This window comes from Pseudomonas sp. PDM03, assembly GCF_014852385.1.
Taxonomy (GTDB): domain Bacteria; phylum Pseudomonadota; class Gammaproteobacteria; order Pseudomonadales; family Pseudomonadaceae; genus Aquipseudomonas; species Aquipseudomonas migulae.
Genome location: NZ_JACVBM010000021.1, coordinates 84113 through 107110, shown reverse-complemented (window position 1 = coordinate 107110; position 22998 = coordinate 84113). Strand labels below are relative to the sequence as shown.

Sequence of the window (22998 nt, the reverse complement as noted above, 5' to 3'; positions counted from 1 at the left end):
CCATGAAACCGTTGCCGATGCGTCTGGGCGATCTGTCGGTGGGCTTTGTTCACAGCCTGGCCGACGCGGTGCGCAGTCACGGCATTGATCCTCAGCCCCTGCTCGACCAGTATGGCCTGGACCCCGCCCGGCTTGGCGAAGCCTGCGCCCGGCTGTCGATCCCGCGCTACATGCGCCTGGGCCACAGCGCCATCCAACTGACCGCCGACCCGGCACTGGGTTTACGCATGGGCCAGCTCAGCCGTCTGAGCCAGGCCGGCCTCGCCGGGGTTACCGCCGCGCAGGCACCGACAGTACGCGAAGCGGCACGTTGCCTGATTCGCTTCGAAGCCTTGTACGGCTCCAACTATCGCGGTCAATCGAGTTTCCACGAAGATGCCCAAGGCGCGTGGCTGCGGTTCTATTCCATCAGCCCTTACAACGCCTATAACCGCTTCGTGGTGGATTCGATCATCGCCGGCTGGTTGCAACAATTGTCCAGCGTCAGCCCTGTTCCCCTGAGCGCTGAGCGCATCGAGATCGAGTTCGACGAGCCGGATTACCGGGACGCTTATGCGGTGCTGGGTGATTGCCCGATCCAGTTTGGCGCCGAGCAGAACCAACTGCGACTGAGTCTGGCCAGCCTCGCTCAGCGCAACCCGCTGCACTGCCCAAGTACGTGGCGACACCTGCTGCAATTGTGTGAACGGGAACTGGAACAACTGACACGCACCCGCAGCCTGCGTGAACGCATCACTCAGTTGCTGGGGCCGTTGCTCAATGGTGGCCGGGAACCCGACCTGGAAGAAGTGGCGGCACGCCTGAAGCTGCCTACCTGGACCTTGCGCCGCAAACTCACCGAGGAAGGCACGCAGTTTCGTGCAATTCTCAACGACACGCGTCGCGACCTGGCCATGACCTACATTCGTGACACCGAACTGGCGTTCGGTGAAATCGCCTACCTGCTGGGCTTTGCCTCAGCCGAAGCGTTTCAACGTGCTTTCAAACGCTGGAGCGGTCAGACACCCGGCGAGTTTCGCCGCAGTCACCGCCAGTCGGCCTGACGCTTACAGCTCGGTAGCGTCTTCGGCCGGTTCCAGCGGGTCCAGTTCAAAGGCCTGGAACTCGAGCAGCTCTTCTTGATAATCGTCCATTTTGAATCCCCCATCGCTCGTTGAAAAAACGCTTGAATAAATGACCTGCACCTTGAGCATAAAGTGCCCGCGTGAAAGAAAAATGACGCAGGCACGACGCTTCGTCGCTACTGAATAAAACGTAGCAGGTGGTCAGGAATTTATCACAGGATTTTTCGATACAGGCCATCGGAATGTGGCCTGGGTTGACGCGGATCAAACTTGAACACGATTCCGGGATCGACAGGCTGCGAGCCGATCCCGGAACGTCAGTCACCGATTATTGGCTGGTCACAGGCATGGCAGGAATCGGTTCGCTCGGAGGAGGCAAATTCGACTGCGCCGGTGGCGTGACGTTTTCCGTCGACGGTGCCGCCGATTCAGCGTTCTCGGCCGGTGCAACCGGTGCAGGCTCAGGTGGCGGTGCAACCGGTTCTGCAACAGGTACTGGCGCAGGCTCGGCTGCCGGAGCTGGAGCTGGAGCTGGAGCTGATTGGGCGGCAGAGGCCGGCTCAGGCGCTGGTGCGGCCTTGGCTTCAGGCACGCCCAGATCGGTTTTCGGCTTTTCGACGATGTGCGCGGCTTTTTTCGCTTCCGGCGGCAGGAACAATTCGACCAGGGTGAAGAAGCGCTCGTAGAATTTCGCCGACGAGACGGTTTCGCTGGCGACCTTGACCATCGAGTCGTCGGACGAGCCGATCGGCATCGATACCGAACCCAACACGCCGACACCGAGGCTCGCGGAGTTGTTGGTCTTCTTCAGCGCGTAGCGATCCTGCAAGGCGTTGGCGAACATGGTCGCGTGATGGCCTTCGCTGCCATCATCGGCACAGACCACACTGAAGCTGATCTCCATGTGGGTCTCGCCAGTCTGCTGGAAGCTCTTGTGACCACTGATCAGCTTCGGGTCGCTGCTGGTGATGATGTAACCCTGGCTGAGCAACGCGCGACGGGCGGCTTCGCAGGATTGCGCATCGGTGACCGGGTAATTGCGCGAAAAGGTTCCGGAGTCATCGAAGTTCTCATGCTCATAGATCGGGGCTTTTTTCGAAGAGCAACCGGCCGCGACGGCCAGCACCAACGCCAGCCCGACAACCCGCACGGGAAATGATTTAAACATTGAACATCCTGAGAAAAACGGTCCGGGGCGTATTGTGCAACAGATCGATGCTTAGCGTCGCATCGATTAGTGTCTTGAAACAGTTACAAGTGTAATGACTGCCATTTACAGGAAAAAGTCGCCCGGAAAAACCTCAGCCGACGGACAGCCCCTGCCCGCTTTTTCTGCGCCCACAAAAAACCCCGGCGGTTTGGCCGGGGTCTTTGTGTCGCGGGAAACTCAGTCAGGCATCAGAAACGCTTGATGTCCGCTTCGGCTTCCAGCTGCTTGCGGTAGGCCGCAAAGTCTTGCTGGCCAATGCGCGAGGCGAGGAAGCGACGGTATTGAGCCTTCTCTTCTTCGGTCGGCGCAGCGGCTTCGTTGACGCCGTTCAGACGCACGATCACCAGGCTACCATCGGCCAGGGTCACACTGCTGAAGGTCGGCTTGTCTTTGGCAGCCGGCTTCGGCATGCGGAACAACGCTTGCAGCACAGTCGGGTCAATCCCTTCCTGAGCGCGATTCGCCGCGGCGGTGACTTTCCAGCTCTGACCGTCAATCGCCTTGTCCAGCGGCGTCTTGCCTTCGCGCAGGCTGGCAATCAGCTCATCAGCCTTGGTCTTGGCGGCAGCACTGGCGTGCTCCTTGGTCAATTGCCCACGGATGGCGGCAGAGACGCTTTCCAGCGGCAGTTGCGCAGGCTTCAGGTGTTCCTTGGCACGCAACACGATCACGGTTTCCGGATCGAGTTCGATGGCGGTGCTGTTGGCACCCTCATCCAGCACTTCAGGACTGAACGCGGCAGCGATCACCGCACGGTTGGCTGCAACGCCGTCGCCACCTTCCCGGCCGAACGGCTTGGAGGTGTGAACGGTCAGTTTCAGGTCCTGTGCCGGCTGGGCCAGATCGGAAGATTCAAACGACGAGTCCTCCAGTTGCTTGGTCGCCTCGACGAAACGCTGCTCGACCTGCTGGGTTTTCAGCTCTTTGGTCAGCTTGTCTTTCAGGCTGGCCAGGGTTGGAACTTCCGGCGCCTCGACACCCAACAGCTTGATCAGGTGGAAGCCGAAATCAGTACGAACCGGGGCCGAAACCTGGTCCTTGGCCAACGCATACAGCGCGGTTTCGAACGCTGGATCGTAGACGCCAGGGCCTGCGTAACCGAGGTCACCACCGTTGTTCGCCGAACCTGGATCCTGGGAGAATTCCTTGGCCAGGGCCTCGAACTTCTCGCCTTTGGCCAGACGGGCCTGAACTTCTTCGATCTTGGCCTTGGCTTGCGCCTCGGTCACCTTGCCGTTCACTTCGATCAGAATGTGCGCCGCCCGACGTTGCTCGGACAGGTTGGCGATTTCTTTCTGATACGCCGCTTGCAGGTCTTCGTCTTTCACCGCGACCTGATCAAAGAAGGAAGACTTCTTCAACTCGAGGTAATCGATGATCACCTGATCCGGCGTCATGAATTCCTTGGCGTGTTCGTCGTAGTAGGCCTTGACCTCATCGTCGGTCAGCTTCACAGCCGCCGGGTCAGCCTTGACGTTCAGGGTAGCGAAATCGCGGGTCTGTTTTTCCAGACGGGCGAAGGCCAGCACCTGTGCGTCGGTAACGAAACCGCTGCCAGCCAGGCCTGCGCGCAGTTGGCCGATCAGCATTTCCTGAGCCAGCATCTGGCGGAATTGCATGCGGCTGTAGCCGAGCTGACGAATAACCTGATCGAAACGCTCGGAGCTGAACTTGCCGTCCACCTGGAACTCAGGGGTTTGCAGGATCACTTGGTCCAAAGCCGCTTCGGAAAAAGCGAATTTCGAGTTTTCTGCGCCTTGCAGCAGCAGTTTGCGGTCGATCAAGCCTTTGAGGGCCGATTCGCGCAGCATTTTTTCGTCGAGCAAGGAAGCATCGAAATCCTTGCCCAGCTGTTGCATGAGTTGACGGCGTTGCATATCGACCGCCTGGCTCAGCTCGTTCTGGCTGATTTCTTCGCCGTTGACCTTGGCCGCATCGTTACGATGGGTGGTGGCCTGAAAAATGGCGTCGAAACCGGTCAAAGCCATCAGTGCAACGATGACCCCGATAATGGTCTTGGCAATCCAGCCTTGTGAATTGTCCCTGATATTCTGCAGCATGCGTCCCCCAGAAACGGTTGAACTTCAAAATTAGGCAACCGTGGAGCGTGGGTAGAATCCGGATAGAAGAAAGGCGCATCCGAGGATGCGCCTTCTCGTAACTGGCGGAGCGGACCAAGGGTTCGAACTTGCGACCCTCGGTGTCTCGGACCGGCAACTTGCCGACTGGACTACCGCTCCGCTGCCAGGTCAGGCATGACCCCGACCCGGATAGGCAAAAACCTGAATCGAACTTAGTTGACAGCTTCTTTCAGTGCTTTACCGGCTTTGAAACCTGGTTTTTTGGCTGCTGCGATTTCCAGTGTCTTACCGGTCTGTGGGTTACGACCAATGCGAGCTGGACGATCAGTCACGGAGAAAGTACCGAAACCAACCAGAACAACAGAGTCGCCAGCCTTGAGAGCGCCAGTGACGGATTCGATTACAGCGTCCAGCGCACGGCCAGCAGCAGCTTTCGGGATATCAGCGGATGCAGCGATAGCATCAATCAGTTCCGACTTGTTCACTCTAAGTCCCCTTATATCTATTTGAGTATGATTCTAAGTTTTTTGGTGAAAGCAAAAACGAGTGCTGAATGGCCTACAGACACTTAAGAGCCGCTTTATAACAAGGGCTCTAAAAAGCTGTCAACAAGCCCTCCAGGCAAATGCGTACTAATGCGTGCTAATTCTTTCCTTAGAGTCAGACTCGCGTTTTTCATCCTTTGCAACTATCTCCGGAGCTACATCGGGCAAGGGCTCCGGCGCGTATTGCAGCGCAATTTGCAGGACCTCGTCAATCCATTTAACCGGTTTAATCTGCAGATCTTGCTTGATATTGTCAGGAATTTCCTTCAGATCGCGTACGTTCTCTTCAGGAATGATCACCGTCTTGATCCCGCCACGGTGGGCAGCAAGCAGTTTTTCTTTCAGACCGCCAATCGCCAGCACTTGACCGCGCAAGGTGATTTCACCCGTCATGGCCACGTCAGCGCGCACCGGGATCCCGGTCAACGCCGACACCAGGGCCGTGCACATGCCTACACCGGCGCTAGGGCCGTCCTTCGGGGTCGCCCCTTCCGGCATGTGGATGTGCGTGTCGCGCTTCTCGTGGAAGTCCAGGGGAATGCCTAGGCTCTTCGCGCGGCTGCGGACAACGGTCAAGGCAGCGGTGATCGATTCGACCATCACGTCACCCAGCGAACCGGTCTTGATCAACTGGCCTTTGCCCGGTACGACAGCGGCTTCGATGGTCAGCAATTCGCCGCCCACCTGAGTCCATGCCAGGCCGGTCACCTGACCGATCTGATCCTGCGATTCAGCCAGGCCGTAGCGGAATTTACGCACGCCCAGGAAGTGCTCCAGCATGTCGGCAGTGACCTTCACCGAGAAGCGTTTTTCCAGTGCATGCTCTTTGACCGCCTTGCGGCAAACCTTGGCAATCTGGCGCTCCAGCCCACGTACACCGGCTTCGCGGGTGTAGTAGCGGATGATGTCGCGGATCGCTTCGGCGTCGAATTCCAGCTCGCCTTTCTTCAAACCGTTGGCCGTGATCTGCTTCGGCGAAAGGTATTTGACGGCGATATTGATCTTCTCGTCTTCGGTGTAACCCGGCAGACGAATCACTTCCATCCGGTCGAGCAGCGCCGGCGGAATATTCATCGAGTTCGAGGTGCACAGGAACATCACATCGGACAGGTCGTAATCGACTTCCAGATAGTGATCGTTGAAGTTGTGGTTCTGCTCCGGATCGAGCACTTCCAGCAACGCCGACGCTGGATCGCCACGCATGTCGCTGCCCATTTTGTCGATTTCATCGAGCAGGAACAGCGGGTTGCGGACGCCCACTTTTGTCATCTTTTGAATCAATCTACCTGGCATCGAACCGATATAAGTCCGGCGATGACCACGAATTTCCGCTTCATCGCGTACACCGCCGAGGGCCATGCGCACGAATTTACGGTTGGTGGCGTGAGCAATCGACTCCGCCAGCGAAGTTTTACCCACGCCAGGAGGACCGACCAGGCACAACACCGGGCCACGAATCTTCTTCACGCGCTTTTGCACGGCGAGGTATTCGAGGATGCGTTCTTTGACCTCTTCCAGACCGTAGTGGTCGGCGTCGAGGATGTCTTCGGCACGCGCCAGGTCCAGACGCACTTTGCTCTGAGCCTTCCACGGCACCTGAACCAGCCAGTCGATGTACGAACGAACCACGGTCGCTTCCGCGGACATTGGCGACATTTGTTTCAGCTTGTTCAGTTCGCCCTGGGCCTTGGCCAAGGCGTCTTTCGGCAGGCCGGCGGCATCGATGCGCTTTTTCAGCTCTTCGATTTCGTTGTGGCCTTCATCGCTGTCGCCGAGTTCTTTCTGAATGGCCTTCATCTGCTCATTCAGGTAGTACTCGCGCTGGCTGCGCTCCATTTGTTTTTTGACGCGACCGCGAATGCGTTTTTCGACTTGCAGCAGGTCGATCTCGGCATCCAGCAACGCCAGGACGTGCTCGACCCGGGCCGACAAATCGATGATTTCGAGAATTTCCTGCTTCTGCTCGATCTTCAGGGCCATGTGCGCGGCCATGGTATCGACCAGGCGGCCTGGCTCGTCGATGCTGTTGAGCGACGACAGGACTTCAGCGGGGACTTTCTTGCCCAGCTGCACATATTGTTCGAACTGAGCCAGCAGGCTGCGGACAAACACTTCCGACTCGCGCTCAGGCGCATCGACTTCATCGATCAAGGAGACTTCGGCACGGCAATGGCCGTCCACTTCGCTGAAACGCTCCACGGCGCCGCGCTGCTCACCTTCGACCAGAACCTTGACCGTGCCGTCAGGCAGCTTGAGTAACTGCAGAACGGTAGCGATCGTACCTACGCGATAAAGTGCTTCTTCACCGGGATCGTCGTCAGCAGGGTTTCTCTGGGCCAGCAGAAGGATCTGCTTGTCGCCCGTCATCGCTGCCTCGAGGGCTTCGATGGATTTCTCGCGCCCCACGAACAGCGGGATAACCATGTGCGGATAAACCACAACATCACGCAATGGCAGGAGAGGCAATTCGATGGTTGTCTTCATGATTTCGCCTCTACGGCGGCCATAAGGCCGTAAACAGATGGAAGTAAGCTTGAAACCAAGATGGGGGCTGCCTTGAAAAAAAACAAGCGCAAAGAGGACGTTAAAAATGGTTTAAAAGAAAAGGGGCCCGAAGGCCCCTTCTTTATTCCAGCTGCGTGACGCTTAAGCGTCTGGCGCGGCCTTGGCAGCCGGCTCACTGTTTTCGTAGATATACAGTGGCTTGGACTTGCCTTCTATAACGCTTTCATCGATCACTACTTTACTCACCTCGGACTGCGAGGGGATTTCATACATAGTGTCGAGCAATACACCTTCGAGAATCGAGCGCAGTCCACGGGCACCGGTCTTGCGTTCCAGGGCACGTTTGGCGACCGACTTGAGTGCGTCGGCCCGGAATTCCAGGTCCACGCCTTCCATCTCGAACAGCTTGGCATACTGTTTGGTCAGAGCATTTTTCGGCTCGGTGAGGATCTGCATCAATGCAGCCTCATCAAGCTCGTCCAGCGTGGCAAGAACCGGCAGACGACCGACGAATTCCGGGATCAGACCGAACTTGACCAGATCGTCAGGCTCGACTTCACGCAGGGATTCACCGACTTTCTTGCCTTCTTCCTTGCTGCGAACTTCTGCGTTGAAACCGATGCCGCCCTTGGTGGAACGGTTTTGAATAACCTTTTCCAGACCAGAGAATGCGCCGCCGCAGATGAACAGGATGTTACGGGTGTCAACCTGAAGGAATTCCTGCTGCGGATGCTTGCGACCACCTTGAGGCGGAACGGAAGCGACCGTACCTTCGATCAGCTTGAGCAGGGCCTGCTGCACGCCTTCACCGGAAACGTCCCGGGTGATCGACGGGTTGTCAGACTTGCGCGAGATCTTGTCGATCTCATCGATGTAGACAATGCCCATCTGGGCTTTTTCTACGTCGTAATCGCACTTCTGCAACAGCTTCTGAATGATGTTCTCGACATCTTCACCCACATAACCCGCCTCGGTGAGGGTGGTTGCGTCGGCGATGGTGAACGGAACGTTCAACAAGCGGGCCAGTGTTTCGGCAAGCAGGGTTTTACCCGAGCCTGTCGGGCCGATCAGCAAGATGTTGCTCTTGCCAAGTTCGACATCGTCATTCTTTTTGTCACGCTGGTTCAGGCGCTTGTAGTGGTTGTACACCGCTACAGCCAGAACCTTTTTTGCACGCTCCTGACCAATCACGTACTGATCAAGGATGCCGCTGATTTCTTTAGGCGAAGGCAATTTATGCGCGCTGCTTTCCGCCTGGGCTTCCTGCACCTCCTCTCGGATGATGTCATTGCACAGGTCGACGCACTCGTCGCAGATAAAGACCGAGGGGCCGGCAATCAATTTGCGCACTTCATGCTGGCTTTTGCCACAGAAGGAGCAATAGAGCAGCTTGCCGTTGTCCTCGCCGTTGCGGGTGTCAGTCATTCGTTCGATCCAAATCCGATAGGCTTGCAACACAAGATGAAGGCTATTGCGGGCTTTTTCAAGCCCGCTGGTGATCGGACCAGCCGACCTGCCTTATTTTGAGCTGCTTATATTAAGCGGGGCGCTGGGTGATCACTTCATCGATCAACCCGTATTCACGCGCGGCTTCTGCACTCATGAAATTGTCGCGGTTGGTGTCGCGCTCGATCTCTTCAAGCGTGCGCCCGCTATGCTTGGCCATCAGCGTGTTGAGACGCTCACGAATGAAGAGGATTTCCTTGGCATGGATTTCGATATCCGAAGCCTGCCCCTGGAAACCGCCCAGTGGCTGGTGAATCATCACGCGTGAGTTCGGCAGGCAGTAACGCTTGCCAGGAGCACCGGCGGTCAGCAGGAATGCGCCCATGCTGCAAGCCTGACCGATACAGGTGGTCGACACGTTTGGCTTGATGAACTGCATGGTGTCGTAGATCGACATGCCCGCCGTCACCGAACCGCCCGGGGAGTTGATATAGAGATGGATGTCCTTGTCCGGGTTTTCCGCTTCAAGGAACAGCAGCTGCGCACAAATCAGGTTGGCCATGTAGTCCTCTACCGGACCCACCAGAAAGATCACCCGCTCCTTGAGAAGACGCGAGTAAATGTCGTAGGCGCGCTCGCCACGAGCAGACTGCTCGACAACCATCGGGACCAGGCCGCCTGCGGCCTGGATATCAGAGTTCTGCTGAATATACGAATTACGGAACATGCTCTGCAGTCACTCCCAAATAGTTATGTCTTGAATACGCATAAGCCAGCACGAAGGCTGGCTTATGGTGTGTGCTTCTTACCGCAGAAAAGATCAGTCGGCTTGTGGAGCTTCTACCGGCTTGACCGCTTCTTCGTAAGAGACCGATTTGTCGGTCACGCTAGCTTTCTGCAGAACAGTATCCACAACTTGCTCTTCCAGCACAACCGAACGGACTTCGTTCAGTTGCTGCTCGTTCTTGTAGTACCAGGACACAACCTGCTCAGGCTCTTGGTAGGCCGAAGCCATTTCCTGGATCATTTCGCGAACGCGGGCTTCGTCAGGCTTGAGGTCGAATTGCTTGACCACTTCAGCCACGATCAGACCCAGAACAACGCGACGCTTGGCTTGCTCTTCGAACAGCTCGGCCGGCAGTTGGTCAGGCTTGATGTTGCCGCCGAACTGCTGAACAGCCTGCACGCGCAGACGGTCAACTTCGTTGGACAGCAGAGCCTTTGGCACTTCGATCGGGTTGGTGGCCAGCAGACCGTCCATTACCTGATTCTTGACCTTGGATTTGATTGCCTGACGCAGTTCACGCTCCATGTTCTTGCGAACTTCGGCGCGGAAGCCTTCCAGACCGGTTTCCTTGATGCCGAATTGAGCGAAGAATTCTTCGTTCAGCTCAGGCAGTTTTGGCTCGGAAACAGTGTTCACAGTCACGGTGAACTCAGCGGTTTTGCCCGCCAGGTCCAGGTTCTGATAGTCAGCTGGGAAGGTCAGGTTCAGAACGCGCTCTTCGCCGGCTTTAGCGCCAACCAGACCGTCTTCGAAACCCGGGATCATGCGGCCGGAACCCAGAACCAGCTGAGTGCCTTTGGCGGAACCGCCAGCGAACACTTCACCGTCAACCTTGCCGACGAAATCGATGTTCAGCTGGTCGTCGTTCTGAGCGGCGCGATCGGCCACTTCGAAACGGGTGTTCTGCTTGCGCAGCACGTCCAGCATTTTGTCCAGATCGGCGTCAGCCACGTCAGCGCTCAGGCGCTCAACGGTGATGCCTTCGAAACCGGCAACGGTGAACTCTGGGAACACTTCGAAAATCGCGACGTATTCCAGGTCTTTGCCAGCTTCCAGGGATTTCGGCTCGATCGAAGGAGCGCCAGCCGGGTTCAGCTTTTGCTCAACTACGGCTTCGTAGAAAGAGGACTGGATGACGTCGCCGACAGCTTCCTGACGTGCATCAGCACCAAAACGGCGCTTGATTTCGCTCATCGGCACTTTGCCTGGACGGAAACCAGCGATCTTGGCCTTTTGGGCGGTCTGCTGCAGACGCTTGTTGACCTGAGTCTCGATGCGCTCAGCCGGCACGGTGATGCTCATGCGGCGCTCAAGAGCAGAAGTATTTTCAACAGAAACTTGCATGGATATTCCTCGTTGCACAGACGTTGGCCGGCCGTTTCCGACCCCAGAATCAAGGGCATGCATTCTAGTAGGTCAAACTCAAGAAGTCACCCTACTGAAAACGGGTAACAACGCAGCAGGCAATTTATAGGTGCGAATGCATAAATGCATCTCGCCCCGGTGGCAAATACAGCCAATCATGCCAGGGCTCTGCGCCAACCCTTCTATATATAGAAGCGATTGCCAGGCATCTCCCTGACAGCCGATCTCGCGAGCAAGACCGGCGAGCAGCACGGCATCATCGAGAAACAAAAATACGACGAAACGCCCTGCGCCCGCGACCCAGAACCTGCAGCCGCGAAACACTCAAACCACTAAAACAAAAAAGGCGCCAGACTGTTAAATCTGGCGCCTTTCGGAATATGGGGTGGACGATGGGGATCGAACCCACGACAACGGGAGTCACAATCCCGTGCTCTACCAACTGAGCTACGCCCACCATATTGCGTAACAAAGAAGCCAAACAACTTCTTCGTTGAGCCCCAGCCAAGCCAGCGGCCTGAATGAAGCTTTATTTGGTGCGGATGAAGAGACTCGAACTCTTACGCCTCGCGGCGCTGGAACCTAAATCCAGTGTGTCTACCAATTCCACCACATCCGCATGTAGCCGTTAAAGCAAAGGCGCCAGACTGTTAATCTGGCGCCTTTCGAAATATGGGGTGGACGATGGGGATCGAACCCACGACAACGGGAGTCACAATCCCGTGCTCTACCAACTGAGCTACGCCCACCATATCGCGTTACTTGTGCCAAAGCTGCCTAATGGCGCACCCGGCAGGACTCGAACCTGCGACCATCCGCTTAGAAGGCGGATGCTCTATCCAGCTGAGCTACGGGCGCCTTTTTAATCTGTACCCTTGAAGGACTACAAACTAAGTGCTTTCCAGCCTTGCAGAACCGTAATTCCACTCGACCTTCTTAACCAGTGCTAGGCTGTGCCCGACAAGTGCGACGAATAGTATAGAGCCCCCCGTAGGGCGTCAAATCCTTTTTAAAAAAAATTCATTTAATTAAAGGGGTTAGAGGAATTTGCAGACCAAGCGCCTTTGCCCTCACCTCATGACATGCGAGAATGCGTTCTCTTTTTTTCCCCTCTCGATGGTTAATCACGCGCAATGACTGCACAACTAATCGACGGCAAATCGATCGCCGCCAGCCTGCGCCAGCAGATCGCCAAACGCGTCACCGAGCGTCGCCAGCAAGGCCTGCGCACTCCCGGTCTCGCGGTGATCCTGGTCGGCAGCGATCCTGCCTCTCAGGTTTATGTCTCGCACAAGCGTAAAGACTGTGAAGAGGTCGGCTTCATTTCCCAAGCCTACGACCTGCCTTCCGAAACCACTCAAGAAGCGCTGACCGCCCTGATCGATCGCCTGAACGACGACCCGGCAATCGACGGCGTTCTGCTTCAGCTTCCGTTGCCTGAACACCTGGACGCGTCCAAATTGCTGGAACGCATTCGTCCGGACAAAGACGTCGACGGCTTCCATCCTTATAACGTCGGTCGTCTGGCCCAGCGCATTCCGCTGCTGCGCCCTTGCACGCCCAAAGGGATCATGACCCTGCTGGAAAGCACCGGGGCCGATCTTTACGGGATGGATGCAGTGGTCGTCGGCGCCTCCAACATTGTCGGGCGACCGATGGCGATGGAATTGCTGCTGGCCGGTTGCACCGTGACCGTCACCCACCGCTTCACCAAGGATCTGGCAGGCCACGTCGGTCGTGCCGATCTGGTGGTGGTCGCCGCCGGCAAGCCGGGCCTGGTCAAGGGTGAATGGATCAAGGAAGGCGCGATCGTGATCGACGTCGGCATCAACCGTCAGGAAGACGGCAAACTGGTCGGCGACGTGATCTACGAAACCGCCCTGCCCCGCGCTGGCTGGATCACTCCAGTACCGGGCGGCGTCGGCCCGATGACCCGCGCCTGCCTGCTGGAAAACACGCTGTACGCAGCGGAAACACTGCACAGCTGAGTTCACGCCTCGATCCAGGCAACGAACAAAAGAACCCCGCCAATGGCGGGGTTCTTTTTGCCCGCTGAACAGCCCCTACCACTCGCCGGAAACCTGCTGTTTTGTAGGGCTTTTCAAGGACTTTGACTTGTTGATTGAACAACCATCGACAGTTCTTCAGCCATACTCCTAAAATGCGTCGTTTTTAAAGAAACAACCCGTTACAAAACGGCTAATCCACACCTTATGAGTCTGCCAGCGTGAAAATCCGTCTTTCCATCCTGAGCCTATTTTTTGCATTTACAGGGACGTTCATCACGCCAGCGGTCAATGCTGCTGAAACCACCGCGGCACCTCGAGATACGAAACAACTCAAGCTGGCTTCCGGCAGCTCTTTGCTGCTGGATTTGCAGACCAACAAAGTCATCTATGCCAGTAACCCCGATGTGGTTGTCCCTATCGCCTCCGTCAGCAAATTGATGACCGGTCTTGTCGTGGTCGAAGCCAGGCAGAACATGGACGAGTACATCAATATCAACATCAGCGATACGCCAGAAATGAAAGGCGTGTTTTCCCGGGTGAAACTCAAAAGCGAATTGCCGCGCAGGGAAATGCTGCTGATCGCCCTGATGTCCTCGGAAAACCGCGCAGCCGCGAGCCTGGCCCACCACTATCCGGGCGGCTATGTCGCATTCATTGCCGCGATGAACGCCAAGGCCAAGGCGTTGGGCATGACCAGCACCCACTTCGTCGAACCGACCGGCCTCTCCCCTCGCAACGTCTCTACCGCACGCGACCTGAGCAAATTGCTGATCGCGGCGCACAAGTACCCGTTATTGACCGAGTTGAGCACCACCAAGGAAAAAACCGTCTCGTTTCGCAAACCCAATTACAGCTTGGGTTTTCGCAACACCGACCATCTGGTCGGCAAGCCGAACTGGGATATCAAGTTGACCAAAACCGGCTTTACCAATGAAGCCGGCCACTGCCTGGTACTGGTGACCAGCATGGGTAATCGTCCGGTGGCGCTGGTGATTCTCGATGCGTACGGCAAGTACACACACTTCGCCGATGCCAGTCGTATTCGCAACTGGGTCGAGACCGGCAAGGGCGCCAACGTTCCGTCTGAGGCCTTGCAGTACAAGTCGGAGAAGAACCTCAAGCACCGTCAGAGTGGTGTGGTTGAGGCTTCGAAGTAGTTGGGTGTATATCCGTTTCTTCGGTAACGGCGGCTGGCGGTTTCGCCCTTACGGCGAGTCACTTGGAAGAGCCCCAAGTAACCAAGGGCTCTTGCCCCTTTCGTTCGGTGGCTCGCTCCGGTCCTGCTCCGTGGGCCCGCCGCCATCGGCCATCCATGGCCGGGGGCGGCTAACCCGGCATCCATGCCGGGTTGCCCACTGCGCAGAACCTCCACTCGGCCTCTCGAGGGGGCGCTCAGATCAAAAGCTGAAGGCGAGCTAACGCTCGGCCTGATGAGTGGTGGGAATCAAAAGCGTATGGGATTCCCTGTAGGAGCCGGCTTGCCGGCGAAAAACGTCTAGGCGACGCGTTCATTCAGACAGCCCGCGTCATCGTTGACGTCCATCCAGTTAGTAAATATGTTGGATGACCCACCGCTATCGCCAGCAAGCCGGCTCCTACAGGGGGGTGGTGTACATGTCGGGAATGAGTGAACGCATCAGAGAAGGACAACGCGGACAACTAAAGAGCCAGGTCGGCTTTCAGGCCGCCTCGGCGGCTGTGGCGGTAGTCGCCCCCTCGAGAGGCCGAGTGGAGGTTCTGCGCAGTGGGCAACCCGGCATGGATGCCGGGTTAGCCGCGCACGGCCAAGGATGGCCGATCGCGGCGGGCCCACGGAGCAGGACCGGAGCGAGGGCATGCCGAGCCTTAGCGAGGGCACCGAACGAAAGGGGCAAAAGCGCTTTGGTTACTTTCGCGCTTTTCGAAAGTGACTCGCTGTAAAAGCGAAACCAATAGCCGCCGTTACCGCAATAACGGATATACCCCCAACCCACTGAACGCCAAACCAAAAACCTCAATCATTCGGCAACGGCATCAGGTCATCATCCGGAATACCATCCCCCGCACTCGGATCCCTTGTACCGCGAGGACGCTCAGTCGGCTTCACCACCGGCCTGGCCAACGGATCACGCATCGGACTGTCCGGATCCATCACTGGATCAATATCATCCTCCACAGTGGTTGGAACACTGTCCGGACGCTTGTCGTCAAAACTCGAATCAGTAGACATACGCACCTCACACAAAACGTCAGGGTTTCAAATTCGCGAGCGGGTCGTAAGGTTTGGCGGGAGCCTTGCCCGGCTCGCCCGGTTTAACATCCCTGGGCGCCCTGGCAGGTCCGATGGGGTCGACCTGAGGGTCGGCAACGTCCGGTGAATCCGGATCGAAACCCAACTCATTGCCTGATGAATGCTCGGACGAATGCGGGCCGGAGGGTGAAGTGGGATGTGTCATGGGCGCCTCCTTGGGACGGACCCGGAAACATCCGGGCCCTTATCCTTTAGAGGCCAATCGCAAGTGGCAGTGCCGGGCAGATGACGAACGGGAAGCTTACTGCGAAGTCAGCGCCTTCTTCGCACGGGCAGCGGCCTGCTCCTGGCCGGCCTGCGCCAGGTCGTTCGCCGCTTTCAACCAACGCGACTGATCAACATTGGCCGGAATCTGCTCCGGTTTCTGGATCAGCACCGCCCAACCACCCGCATCTTTGAACGACGACTCAAACGAGCTGAAGCTCATCAACTCCCGACGATTCATTCCCGAGCGCAGCAACACAGTCCGCTTCTGACGGTTGTACCCGGCAAGAATGGCGTAACGCGGTTCAGCCCAGAACGCCGAGCCTTCAGTGAAGCGCACCATCACCGGGTAACCCGCCGCAACCTGGGTCAGCAGCGCAGGCAAATGACTGTCGAGTGGGTAAACGACCATCCCGTACTCGCGGGCGAGGTTCTGCATGTTCTGCTGCAATTGCGCTTCGGCGCCCGGCAGGTGCAAAGGTTTTTCGAGCAACCCCGGGGTAATCACGATGCCCTGCTGGGCCAACAGACTGGCCAGCACCTGGGGCCCGCTTTGAAAGCTTTGCCCACGGTAGAACGTCCCACTGAGTTCCACGCGTTCCGGCAGACGCTTGACCTCCGGCGCCACACTGCCCGCGCAGCCTGCCAGACCTGCAACACAGCCAACAATCAGGGCTGCCGTTCGAATTCGCGAAAATACCCGCACCATCATCACTCTCTTGTTCAGACGCCAGGTGTCCGTGCTCCCGGCTTGGCCGCTGATCATAGGACGCCGCGCGACAGCGGTATAGCCTTAACCGGCAGTTGATTGCGTTCGATAGAGCGAACTGATTGGTCGGCACCGACCTTTGGTCAATAGCCTGCAACATGGCAGCGACTAGACTGTCACTTGCAAAGCGTGTGTGCCCGAGGCAGGGCGAAGAGGAGGCACTGATGAGCCTGACAATGACCATTGTGATGTTGATTTTCAGTTGGCTGGCTGTTGCCGCCGCCATGTTGTGGGGAGTCCTGCGAATTGCCCGCAGACACCATCACCACCCCGCCCAGCCGGCTCGGGTGACGAAAACCGGTAAACCGGTTGCACGTCACGCCACTGCGCACTGACGGGCACTTTTTACTACCCCGAATACAAACGGCCGCCTGGACTCTTGCGAGTGCAGGCGGCCGTTTTCGTTTCAGCCCAGGTTACGCTTCAGCGGCAATGCGCTTCTGCTTGGCCCGTCGCGACATCATGTTCAAGCCTTCAATCGTTGCCGAGAACGCCATGGCTGCGTAAACGTAGCCTTTCGGTACGTGGGCGCCGAAGCCTTCGGCGATCAGCGTCATGCCGATCATGATCAGGAAGCCCAGCGCCAGCATCACCACCGTCGGGTTGTCGTTGATGAACTTGGCCAATGGGTCAGCCGCCAACAACATCACCAGCACCGACACCACCACCGCGATGATCATGATCGGCAAATGCTCGGTCATGCCGACAGCAGTAATGATGCTGTCGATGGAGAACACCATGTCCAGCATCAGGATCTGACCGATCGCGGCGGCAAAGCCCAGGGTCACGGTCGAGGTCGCCGACTTCGGATCTTCCGGCGCCGGGTCCATGCTGTGATGGATCTCGGTGGTCGCCTTCCACAACAGGAACAGGCCGCCGGCGATCAGGATCATGTCCTTCCAGGAGAACGCGTGGCCGAGGATCTCGATTACCGGCTCAGTCAACTGGACGATGAACGCGATGGTGCTCAGCAATGCCAGTCGCAGGATCAGCGCCATGCCGATACCGATGCGCCGCGCCTTCTGCCGATGCTGCTCCGGCAGTTTGTTGGTCAGGATCGAGATGAAGATCAGGTTATCGATGCCGAGCACGATTTCCATCACCACTAGCGTGGCCAGGGCGACCCAGGCGGTGGGGCTTGCAGCAAGTTCTAAAAGGTATTCCATGGGTCAGTCCTGACTCGTTTTAAGACGGTTTAGATTTCCTGGGACGACGATTCGGTTTTCTCTTTATCGTCGCCCGATGATTCTTTCTTGCTGATCAGCCCGCCGGTGGCATCGCTGAGCGCTTGCTCGGCGGCCTTGTGGGTGTCGTCAATCGCTTGCTTGGCGGATTCGGCAGCCTTGCCCATCAGTTGCTGAGCGCTTTTTTCGGCCTGGTCGCAACCGGCCAGCACCAGTAAAGACGCAATCAGCAGTGCCGTGGTTTTAAGCTTCATGATGCATTCCTCGATAGAACAGAACGGGCCGAAACGATGGCCCGTTGATAGCGAGGCATTCTAGGGAGGCAAACACTTCAGGAAAATTCGTATTTTTAGCGGTTATACTTCGGTTTTCACGAACTGTAGGTCGCCATGCTCAACTATCGACAACTGCATTACTTCTGGGTCGTGGCCAAGACCGGCAGCATCGTGCGCGCCTGCGAACAGCTGAACCTGACGCCGCAGACCATCAGCGGACAGATTTCCCTGCTCGAACAAACCTACGGTATCGAGTTGTTTCGCCGGGTTGGCCGACAGCTGGAACTCACTGAAGCCGGACGCCAGACCCTGCCCTACGCCGAGCAGATGTTTCAGCTCGGCGGTGAACTGGAGCTGATGTTGCGGGCACAACCCAATGAGCAGCAGATTCTGTTTCGGGTTGGCGTGGCTGATGTGGTGCCCAAATCCATCGTCTATCGTCTGATCGCGCCGACTATGGAGCTGAGCGAACCCCTGCGCATTACCTGCCGCGAAGACAAACTCGAACGCTTGCTCGCCGACCTGGCGATTCAGCGCCTCGATCTGGTGATCTCCGACAGCCCGATGCCATCGCACCTCGACATCAAGGGCTACAGCCAGAAACTCGGGGAATGCGGAATCAGCTTCTTCGCCACCGCCGAACTGGCGGCGCAGTACGGCCAGGATTTCCCGCGCAGCCTGCACGGCGCACCGCTGCTGATTCCGGGGCCGGAAACCGTGGTGCGCAGTCGTTTGCAACGCTGGTTTGCCGAGCAGCAGATTCAGCCGCGCATCGTCGGCGAGTTCGACGACAGCGCGTTGATGCAGGCCTTCGGCCAATCCGGCAGCGGGATTTTCATCGGCCCGAGCGTGATTGCCGATGAAGTGAAGCGTCAGTGCGGCGTGGAATTGATTGGCCAGACCGACGCTGTGACCGAGTCGTTCTACGCCATTTCGGTGGAGCGCAAGGTCAAGCACCCCGGCATCGTTGCGATTACCGAAGGTGCCCGACGCGAGCTGTTCACCGCGATGTGAGGGTCAGGCGCAGACTTCGCGGGGCTTGAAGGTCATCAGCGCCATGGCCAACAGGATCGAGATCAGAATAAAACCCGCCGCCGCAAAGCCCAGTCCACCCAGGCCAACGCTGTCGATCACCCGGCCACCGACCATCGCGCCCAGACCGATACCGAGGTTGGCGCCGGCAATGTTCAGCGACGCGGCAAAGGCCGGCGCCTCGGGCGCGGCTTTCATCAAACGCACATGGCTGACCAGGAACAACGCCGCTTGTGTCACGCCCCAAATGCCCATTGCCGCCGCCAGACCCAGCGGCGAATGAATGTTCGGCACCAGCGTCACCATGCCGGCGATCATGAACGCGCAGAACGTCACGGAAGCAATCAGCGGATGACGATCCACCGCGCGACCGCCCAACGAGTTGCCTATCAGGCCCACCGCGCCGAAGCCCATCAGGCACCAACCCACCACAGTGCCGTTGAAACCGGCCAGCCGCTCAAGAATGTCCGCCAGATAGGTGTAAGCGGTGAACATGCCGCTGAACACCAGGATCGACAGCAACACGTGCCCGATCATCAACGGGCTGCGCAGGATCTTGAACTGCGAACGGAAGCTCACCTGGTGTTGATGCAGACTGGTTTTGGGCAGGTAGATAAACAGCAGCAACGCCTTGGCAAACGCGATCACCGCCAGAATGCCGAAGGCACTGCGCCAGCCGAACGCATCGGAAATCAACGTACCCACCGGAATCCCGAACACGGTCGCGCAAACGATGCCGAAACCGATCTTGGCAATGGCGCGCCCGGCGTAATCCGGCCCGACGATGTCCACCGCCGTTTCACTGGCCAGGGCCCAGAACACCGGCAACCCGAGCGCGGGGATCAACCGCGCAACGGCCATCACCCAGATGTTCGGCGCAAACGCCGCGAGGGTGTTGGCCAGGCCGAACATGATCAACACCGAAATGAACAGCTTGCGCCGTTCGAACCGGGCGAAGTAAGCGGTCAGGAACGGCCCGAACGCGGCGACAGTGAAGGCGAACAACGTCACCAGCAACCCGGCCTGGGGGATGGTCACTTCAAGATCCCGGGCGATTGCCGGCAACAGGCCGACGATGATGAATTCCGTGGTCAGCACCGTGAAACCGGCGGCGGACAACAGAAGGATGGGCAACAGCATGCAGAACTCCAGAAAACGACAACACCAGCGATAGCCCGAAGGCCCACTGGCAGACATGAAAATGAGGATGCGCAATCTTAACAGAGTGTTTCCAAAGGCGGTTGCACGAACCTGCACATCGCGTTTAACAGGCGGGTGGCAGATCGTCACAGGTCTGAGGGATGCGGACGACGCTGTGATAAAGTCCGCGCCCTGCGATTCGTACACGCTGTTCATCCGCCCTTTAATGGCCGCGATGTCGCGACACCCCGCACCTAATAAAATCAGAGATGCCGTTTTATGACCGCTTCATCCCCTTCGCTATTGCAACGCTTGAAACGCTTGAGCCTGGTTACGCAAATCATCATCGGCCTGCTCGCCGGGATTGTCCTGGCGCTGATTGCGCCGGACGTGGCGAAGTCCACTGCGTTCATTGGCAAAGTGTTCGTCTCGGCGCTGAAAGCCGTCGCGCCGATTCTGGTGTTCGTGCTGGTCATGGCGTCGATCGCCAACCACAAGCACGGCCAGGAAACCCACATTCGGCCGATTCTGTTTCTGTACTTGCTGGGCACGTTTGCGGCGGCCGTGGTCGCGGTCGTGGCCAGCATGATGTTCCCGTCGAGCCTGGTGCTGTCCACCCACGACGTCGCGGTGACGGCGCCGGGCGGTATCGGTGAAGTGCTGCAAAGTCTGCTGCTGAGTGTGGTGGATAACCCGGTCAGCGCGCTGATGAATGCCAATTTCATCGGCATTCTGGCGTGGGCCATCGGCATGGGCGTCGCCATTCGCCATGCCGGTGACACCACGCGTGAAGTGCTCGGCGACTTGTCCAACGGCGTGACTCTGATCGTGCGCCTGGTGATCCGTTTTGCGCCGCTGGGGATTTTCGGCCTGGTGGCGTCGACCCTCGCCACTTCCGGTTTCGGTGCCTTGATCGGCTACGCGCATCTGCTGGCGGTGTTGCTGGGTTGCATGCTGTTTGTGGCGCTGGTGATGAACCCGGTGATCGTGTTCTGGAAGCTGCGTCGCAACCCGTATCCGCTGGTGATCATGTGCTTGCGTGAAAGCGGCATTACGGCGTTTTTCACCCGCAGTTCGGCGGCGAATATTCCGGTCAATCTGGAACTGAGCAAGCGCCTGGGTCTGCATGAGGACACTTATTCGGTTTCGATTCCGCTGGGTGCGACGATCAACATGGCGGGTGCTGCGATCACCATTACGGTGCTGACTCTGGCGGCTGTGCATACGCTGGGTATTGCCGTGGACATTCCGACGGCCATCTTGCTGAGTGTCGTTGCGGCGATTTGTGCCTGTGGCGCTTCGGGTGTGGCGGGTGGTTCGTTGTTGTTGATTCCGCTGGCGTGCAGTCTGTTTGGCATTCCGAGTGAGATCGCGATGCAGGTGGTGGCGGTTGGTTTCATTATTGGTGTGTTGCAGGATTCGGCGGAGACTGCGCTGAATTCTTCGACTGATGTGCTGTTTACGGCGGCGGCTTGTTTGGGTGAGGACGAGAAGGCTCAGCGTTTGGCTTGATGCGCTGTTTGGTGGTTTGGTTTGGGGCATATCCGTTGCTGCGGTAACGGCCACTTATGGTTTCGCTTTTACAGCGAGTCACTTTGGAAAAGCCCCAAAGTAACCAAAAGGCTCTTGCCCCTTTCGTTCGGTGCCTCGCCTAGGCTCGGCATGCCCTCGCTCCGGTCCTGCTCCGTGGGCCCGCCGCCATCGGCCATCCATGGCCGGGGGCGGCTAACCCGGCATCCATGCCGGGTTGCCCACTGCGCAGAACCTCCACTCGGCCTCTCGAGGGGGCGCTCAGATCAAAAGCTGAAGGCGAGCTAACGCTCGGCCTGATGAGTGGTGGAAATCAAAAGCGCACATCGCCCCCTGTAGGAGCCGGCTTGCCGGCGAAAAACGTCGGGGCAACGCGTTCATTCAGACAGTACGCGTTATCGTTGACGTCCATCGCCAGCAAGCTGGCTCCTACAAGGGAAATGCATATGTATTTGGATAAATACGATCAACTGTAGGAGCCGGCTTGCTGGCGATAGCGTCCGTCCAGTCAATAAATGCGTCGACTGACCCACCGCTATCGCCAGCAAGCCGGCTCCTACAGGGGGATGTGCAAATATCCATAACTGGTGCGGCCACCACAGTGCGGAAGTGTGCGCACGACCAAAGAGCCAGGTCGGCTTTCAGGCCGCCTCGGCGGCTGTGGCGGTAGTCGCCCCCTCGAGAGGCCGAGCGCAGGTTCTGCGCAGTGGGCAACCCGGCATGGATGCCGGGTTAGCCGCGCACGGCCAAGGATGGCCGATCGCGGCGGGCCCACGGAGCAGGACCGGAGCGAGGGCATGCCGAGCCTTAGCGAGGCACCGAACGAAAGGGGCAAAAGCGCTTTGGTTACTTTCGCGCTCTTCGAAAGTGACTCGCCGTAAGGGCGAAACCAATAGCCGCCGCAACCGAAAAAACGGATATGCCCCCAGACAAAAAACCATAACCCCACTCCCACAAGAACAATAAAAAGCCCGCCAAAGCGCAAACCTTGGCGGGCTTTTTTGTATCCGGGCGGTTTAGAACGCGCCCATGTAATCGCGCTTGCCCACTTCCACACCGTTATGACGCAGCAATGCGTAAGCGGTGGTGACGTGGAAGAAGAACTGCGGCAGACCGTAGCTCAGCAAGTAAGCCTGGCCGCTGAAGCGCTTCTCTTTCGGCGTGCCCTGACGGGTGATGATCTCGATGCCTTCCTTGCCATTGATCTGCTCAGGCTTGATCTCGCCGATGTAGGCCAGAACCTTGGTCAGCAACGCTTGCAGCTCGGCGAAGGTGGTTTCAGTGTCGTCGTACTTCGGCACTTCGATCTCGGCCAGACGCGAAGAAACACCCTTGGCGAAATCAACGGCGATCTGCACCTGACGCACCAGCGGGAACATGTCCGGGTACAAACGGGCTTGCAGGAAAGCGTTCGGATCAATGTTCTTGGCGGTGGCGTGGGCTTCGGCCTTGTTCAGAACGTCGCTCAGGGCGTTGAGCATTTGTTTGAAAACAGGAACGGAAGCGTCGTACAGGGAAATGGTCATGGCAGTCTCGTGTGGTGACAGGAGTGAAACGTGGGG

21 protein-coding genes and 5 tRNA genes are annotated in these 22998 nt (G+C 57.8%); 6 read left to right on the top strand and 20 right to left on the bottom strand.

Features of this window, described 5'->3' with window-relative positions:
* Positions 1 to 2: 2 nt before the first annotated feature.
* Positions 3 to 1043, top strand: a complete 1041-nt coding sequence (locus tag IB254_RS24490) for an AraC family transcriptional regulator (protein ID WP_192419912.1) — start codon at positions 3 to 5, stop codon at positions 1041 to 1043.
* 3 nt (positions 1044 to 1046) lie between these two features.
* Here IB254_RS24490 and IB254_RS24485 read toward each other — a convergent pair whose 3' ends face one another.
* From IB254_RS24485 to IB254_RS24425, 13 genes are all read right to left on the bottom strand, one after another.
* Entirely contained in the window at positions 1047 to 1193 is a 147-nt protein-coding gene (locus IB254_RS24485; protein WP_192419911.1) for a hypothetical protein, read from the bottom strand.
* Positions 1194 to 1392: 199 nt separating this feature from the next.
* Positions 1393 to 2232, bottom strand: coding sequence for a DUF2242 domain-containing protein (locus IB254_RS24480; protein ID WP_192419909.1), 840 nt, complete (start codon positions 2230 to 2232; stop codon positions 1393 to 1395).
* 230 nt (positions 2233 to 2462) lie between these two features.
* Entirely contained in the window at positions 2463 to 4334 is a 1872-nt protein-coding gene (locus IB254_RS24475) for a SurA N-terminal domain-containing protein (protein ID WP_192419907.1), read from the bottom strand.
* A 102-nt stretch (positions 4335 to 4436) separates the two neighbouring features.
* Positions 4437 to 4514 (bottom strand) — tRNA-Leu (locus tag IB254_RS24470).
* A 53-nt stretch (positions 4515 to 4567) separates the two neighbouring features.
* Entirely contained in the window at positions 4568 to 4840 is a 273-nt protein-coding gene (locus tag IB254_RS24465; RefSeq protein WP_002552737.1) for an HU family DNA-binding protein, read from the bottom strand.
* Between the two features lie 147 nt (positions 4841 to 4987).
* Entirely contained in the window at positions 4988 to 7384 is a 2397-nt protein-coding gene (lon, locus tag IB254_RS24460; RefSeq protein WP_192419905.1) for an endopeptidase La, read from the bottom strand.
* 162 nt (positions 7385 to 7546) lie between these two features.
* Positions 7547 to 8830, bottom strand: a complete 1284-nt coding sequence (gene clpX / locus IB254_RS24455) for an ATP-dependent Clp protease ATP-binding subunit ClpX (protein WP_007946893.1) — start codon at positions 8828 to 8830, stop codon at positions 7547 to 7549.
* A 112-nt stretch (positions 8831 to 8942) separates the two neighbouring features.
* Entirely contained in the window at positions 8943 to 9578 is a 636-nt protein-coding gene (clpP, locus tag IB254_RS24450; protein WP_008034105.1) for an ATP-dependent Clp endopeptidase proteolytic subunit ClpP, read from the bottom strand.
* A 93-nt stretch (positions 9579 to 9671) separates the two neighbouring features.
* Entirely contained in the window at positions 9672 to 10982 is a 1311-nt protein-coding gene (gene tig / locus IB254_RS24445) for a trigger factor (RefSeq protein WP_032832734.1), read from the bottom strand.
* A gap of 402 nt (positions 10983 to 11384) precedes the next feature.
* Positions 11385 to 11460 (bottom strand) — tRNA-His (locus IB254_RS24440).
* A 77-nt stretch (positions 11461 to 11537) separates the two neighbouring features.
* A tRNA-Leu gene (locus IB254_RS24435) sits at positions 11538 to 11622 on the bottom strand.
* A gap of 54 nt (positions 11623 to 11676) precedes the next feature.
* Positions 11677 to 11752 (bottom strand) — tRNA-His (locus IB254_RS24430).
* Between the two features lie 32 nt (positions 11753 to 11784).
* Positions 11785 to 11861: transfer RNA gene (locus tag IB254_RS24425), tRNA-Arg, on the bottom strand.
* 275 nt (positions 11862 to 12136) lie between these two features.
* Here IB254_RS24425 and folD point away from each other — a divergent pair.
* Together folD and pbpG are read left to right on the top strand one after the other, a co-directional pair.
* Entirely contained in the window at positions 12137 to 12991 is an 855-nt protein-coding gene (gene folD, locus IB254_RS24420; protein ID WP_008034109.1) for a bifunctional methylenetetrahydrofolate dehydrogenase/methenyltetrahydrofolate cyclohydrolase FolD, read from the top strand.
* A 239-nt stretch (positions 12992 to 13230) separates the two neighbouring features.
* Positions 13231 to 14169, top strand: a complete 939-nt coding sequence (gene pbpG / locus IB254_RS24415) for a D-alanyl-D-alanine endopeptidase (RefSeq protein WP_192419903.1) — start codon at positions 13231 to 13233, stop codon at positions 14167 to 14169.
* 836 nt (positions 14170 to 15005) lie between these two features.
* Here pbpG and IB254_RS24410 read toward each other — a convergent pair.
* The 3 genes from IB254_RS24410 to IB254_RS24400 form a co-directional block, all read right to left on the bottom strand.
* Positions 15006 to 15221: a hypothetical protein gene (locus IB254_RS24410; protein ID WP_192419901.1), complete on the bottom strand. Its 216-nt coding sequence runs from the start codon at positions 15219 to 15221 to the stop codon at positions 15006 to 15008.
* A gap of 19 nt (positions 15222 to 15240) precedes the next feature.
* Positions 15241 to 15447 (bottom strand): DUF6021 family protein, encoded by a 207-nt coding sequence (locus tag IB254_RS24405; RefSeq protein ID WP_192419899.1) that lies wholly within the window; start codon positions 15445 to 15447, stop codon positions 15241 to 15243.
* Between the two features lie 96 nt (positions 15448 to 15543).
* Positions 15544 to 16272, bottom strand: a complete 729-nt coding sequence (locus IB254_RS24400; RefSeq protein ID WP_192419897.1) for a peptidase C39 family protein — start codon at positions 16270 to 16272, stop codon at positions 15544 to 15546.
* A 167-nt stretch (positions 16273 to 16439) separates the two neighbouring features.
* Here IB254_RS24400 and IB254_RS24395 point away from each other — a divergent pair, with 167 nt between their 5' ends.
* On the top strand, positions 16440 to 16610 hold the full coding sequence (locus tag IB254_RS24395; RefSeq protein ID WP_192419895.1) for a hypothetical protein: 171 nt from the start codon (positions 16440 to 16442) through the stop codon (positions 16608 to 16610).
* A gap of 81 nt (positions 16611 to 16691) precedes the next feature.
* Here IB254_RS24395 and IB254_RS24390 read toward each other — a convergent pair whose 3' ends face one another.
* On the bottom strand, positions 16692 to 17441 hold the full coding sequence (locus IB254_RS24390) for a TerC family protein (protein ID WP_008044163.1): 750 nt from the start codon (positions 17439 to 17441) through the stop codon (positions 16692 to 16694).
* A gap of 29 nt (positions 17442 to 17470) precedes the next feature.
* Entirely contained in the window at positions 17471 to 17713 is a 243-nt protein-coding gene (locus IB254_RS24385; protein ID WP_192419893.1) for a hypothetical protein, read from the bottom strand.
* A gap of 135 nt (positions 17714 to 17848) precedes the next feature.
* On the opposite strand from IB254_RS24385, the gene nhaR reads away from it, so the two are divergent.
* Positions 17849 to 18748 carry a transcriptional activator NhaR gene (nhaR, locus tag IB254_RS24380; protein ID WP_192229174.1) on the top strand — a complete coding sequence of 300 codons (900 nt, stop codon included), beginning with the start codon at positions 17849 to 17851 and terminating at the stop codon, positions 18746 to 18748.
* 3 nt (positions 18749 to 18751) lie between these two features.
* Here nhaR and IB254_RS24375 read toward each other — a convergent pair whose 3' ends face one another.
* Entirely contained in the window at positions 18752 to 19906 is a 1155-nt protein-coding gene (locus tag IB254_RS24375) for an MFS transporter (protein ID WP_008033699.1), read from the bottom strand.
* 279 nt (positions 19907 to 20185) lie between these two features.
* Here IB254_RS24375 and sstT point away from each other — a divergent pair, with 279 nt between their 5' ends.
* A complete protein-coding gene (gene sstT / locus IB254_RS24370; protein ID WP_192419891.1) occupies positions 20186 to 21418 on the top strand; it encodes a serine/threonine transporter SstT in 1233 nt (410 codons plus the stop codon).
* Between the two features lie 1034 nt (positions 21419 to 22452).
* Here sstT and IB254_RS24365 read toward each other — a convergent pair.
* Entirely contained in the window at positions 22453 to 22962 is a 510-nt protein-coding gene (locus tag IB254_RS24365) for a DUF1993 family protein (protein ID WP_008030762.1), read from the bottom strand.
* Between the last annotated feature and the right edge of the window lie 36 nt (positions 22963 to 22998).

Bases quoted from the DNA above. Each gene is read 5' to 3' on its own strand.
- IB254_RS24365 (WP_008030762.1), bottom strand. From the start codon at position 22,962: ATGACCATTTCCCTGTACGACGCTTCCGTTCCTGTTTTCAAACAAATG.
- nhaR (WP_192229174.1), top strand. From the start codon at position 17,849: ATGCTCAACTATCGACAACTGCATTACTTCTGGGTCGTGGCCAAGACC.
- IB254_RS24400 (WP_192419897.1), bottom strand. From the start codon at position 16,272: ATGATCAGCGGCCAAGCCGGGAGCACGGACACCTGGCGTCTGAACAAG.
- IB254_RS24405 (WP_192419899.1), bottom strand. From the start codon at position 15,447: ATGACACATCCCACTTCACCCTCCGGCCCGCATTCGTCCGAGCATTCA.
- sstT (WP_192419891.1), top strand. From the start codon at position 20,186: ATGACCGCTTCATCCCCTTCGCTATTGCAACGCTTGAAACGCTTGAGC.
- IB254_RS24475 (WP_192419907.1), bottom strand. From the start codon at position 4,334: ATGCTGCAGAATATCAGGGACAATTCACAAGGCTGGATTGCCAAGACC.
- clpX (WP_007946893.1), bottom strand. From the start codon at position 8,830: ATGACTGACACCCGCAACGGCGAGGACAACGGCAAGCTGCTCTATTGC.
- IB254_RS24395 (WP_192419895.1), top strand. From the start codon at position 16,440: ATGAGCCTGACAATGACCATTGTGATGTTGATTTTCAGTTGGCTGGCT.
- IB254_RS24485 (WP_192419911.1), bottom strand. From the start codon at position 1,193: ATGCTCAAGGTGCAGGTCATTTATTCAAGCGTTTTTTCAACGAGCGAT.
- folD (WP_008034109.1), top strand. From the start codon at position 12,137: ATGACTGCACAACTAATCGACGGCAAATCGATCGCCGCCAGCCTGCGC.
- IB254_RS24490 (WP_192419912.1), top strand. From the start codon at position 3: ATGAAACCGTTGCCGATGCGTCTGGGCGATCTGTCGGTGGGCTTTGTT.
- IB254_RS24410 (WP_192419901.1), bottom strand. From the start codon at position 15,221: ATGTCTACTGATTCGAGTTTTGACGACAAGCGTCCGGACAGTGTTCCA.
- lon (WP_192419905.1), bottom strand. From the start codon at position 7,384: ATGAAGACAACCATCGAATTGCCTCTCCTGCCATTGCGTGATGTTGTG.
- IB254_RS24480 (WP_192419909.1), bottom strand. From the start codon at position 2,232: ATGTTTAAATCATTTCCCGTGCGGGTTGTCGGGCTGGCGTTGGTGCTG.
- IB254_RS24385 (WP_192419893.1), bottom strand. From the start codon at position 17,713: ATGAAGCTTAAAACCACGGCACTGCTGATTGCGTCTTTACTGGTGCTG.
- IB254_RS24375 (WP_008033699.1), bottom strand. From the start codon at position 19,906: ATGCTGTTGCCCATCCTTCTGTTGTCCGCCGCCGGTTTCACGGTGCTG.
- IB254_RS24390 (WP_008044163.1), bottom strand. From the start codon at position 17,441: ATGGAATACCTTTTAGAACTTGCTGCAAGCCCCACCGCCTGGGTCGCC.
- tig (WP_032832734.1), bottom strand. From the start codon at position 10,982: ATGCAAGTTTCTGTTGAAAATACTTCTGCTCTTGAGCGCCGCATGAGC.
- clpP (WP_008034105.1), bottom strand. From the start codon at position 9,578: ATGTTCCGTAATTCGTATATTCAGCAGAACTCTGATATCCAGGCCGCA.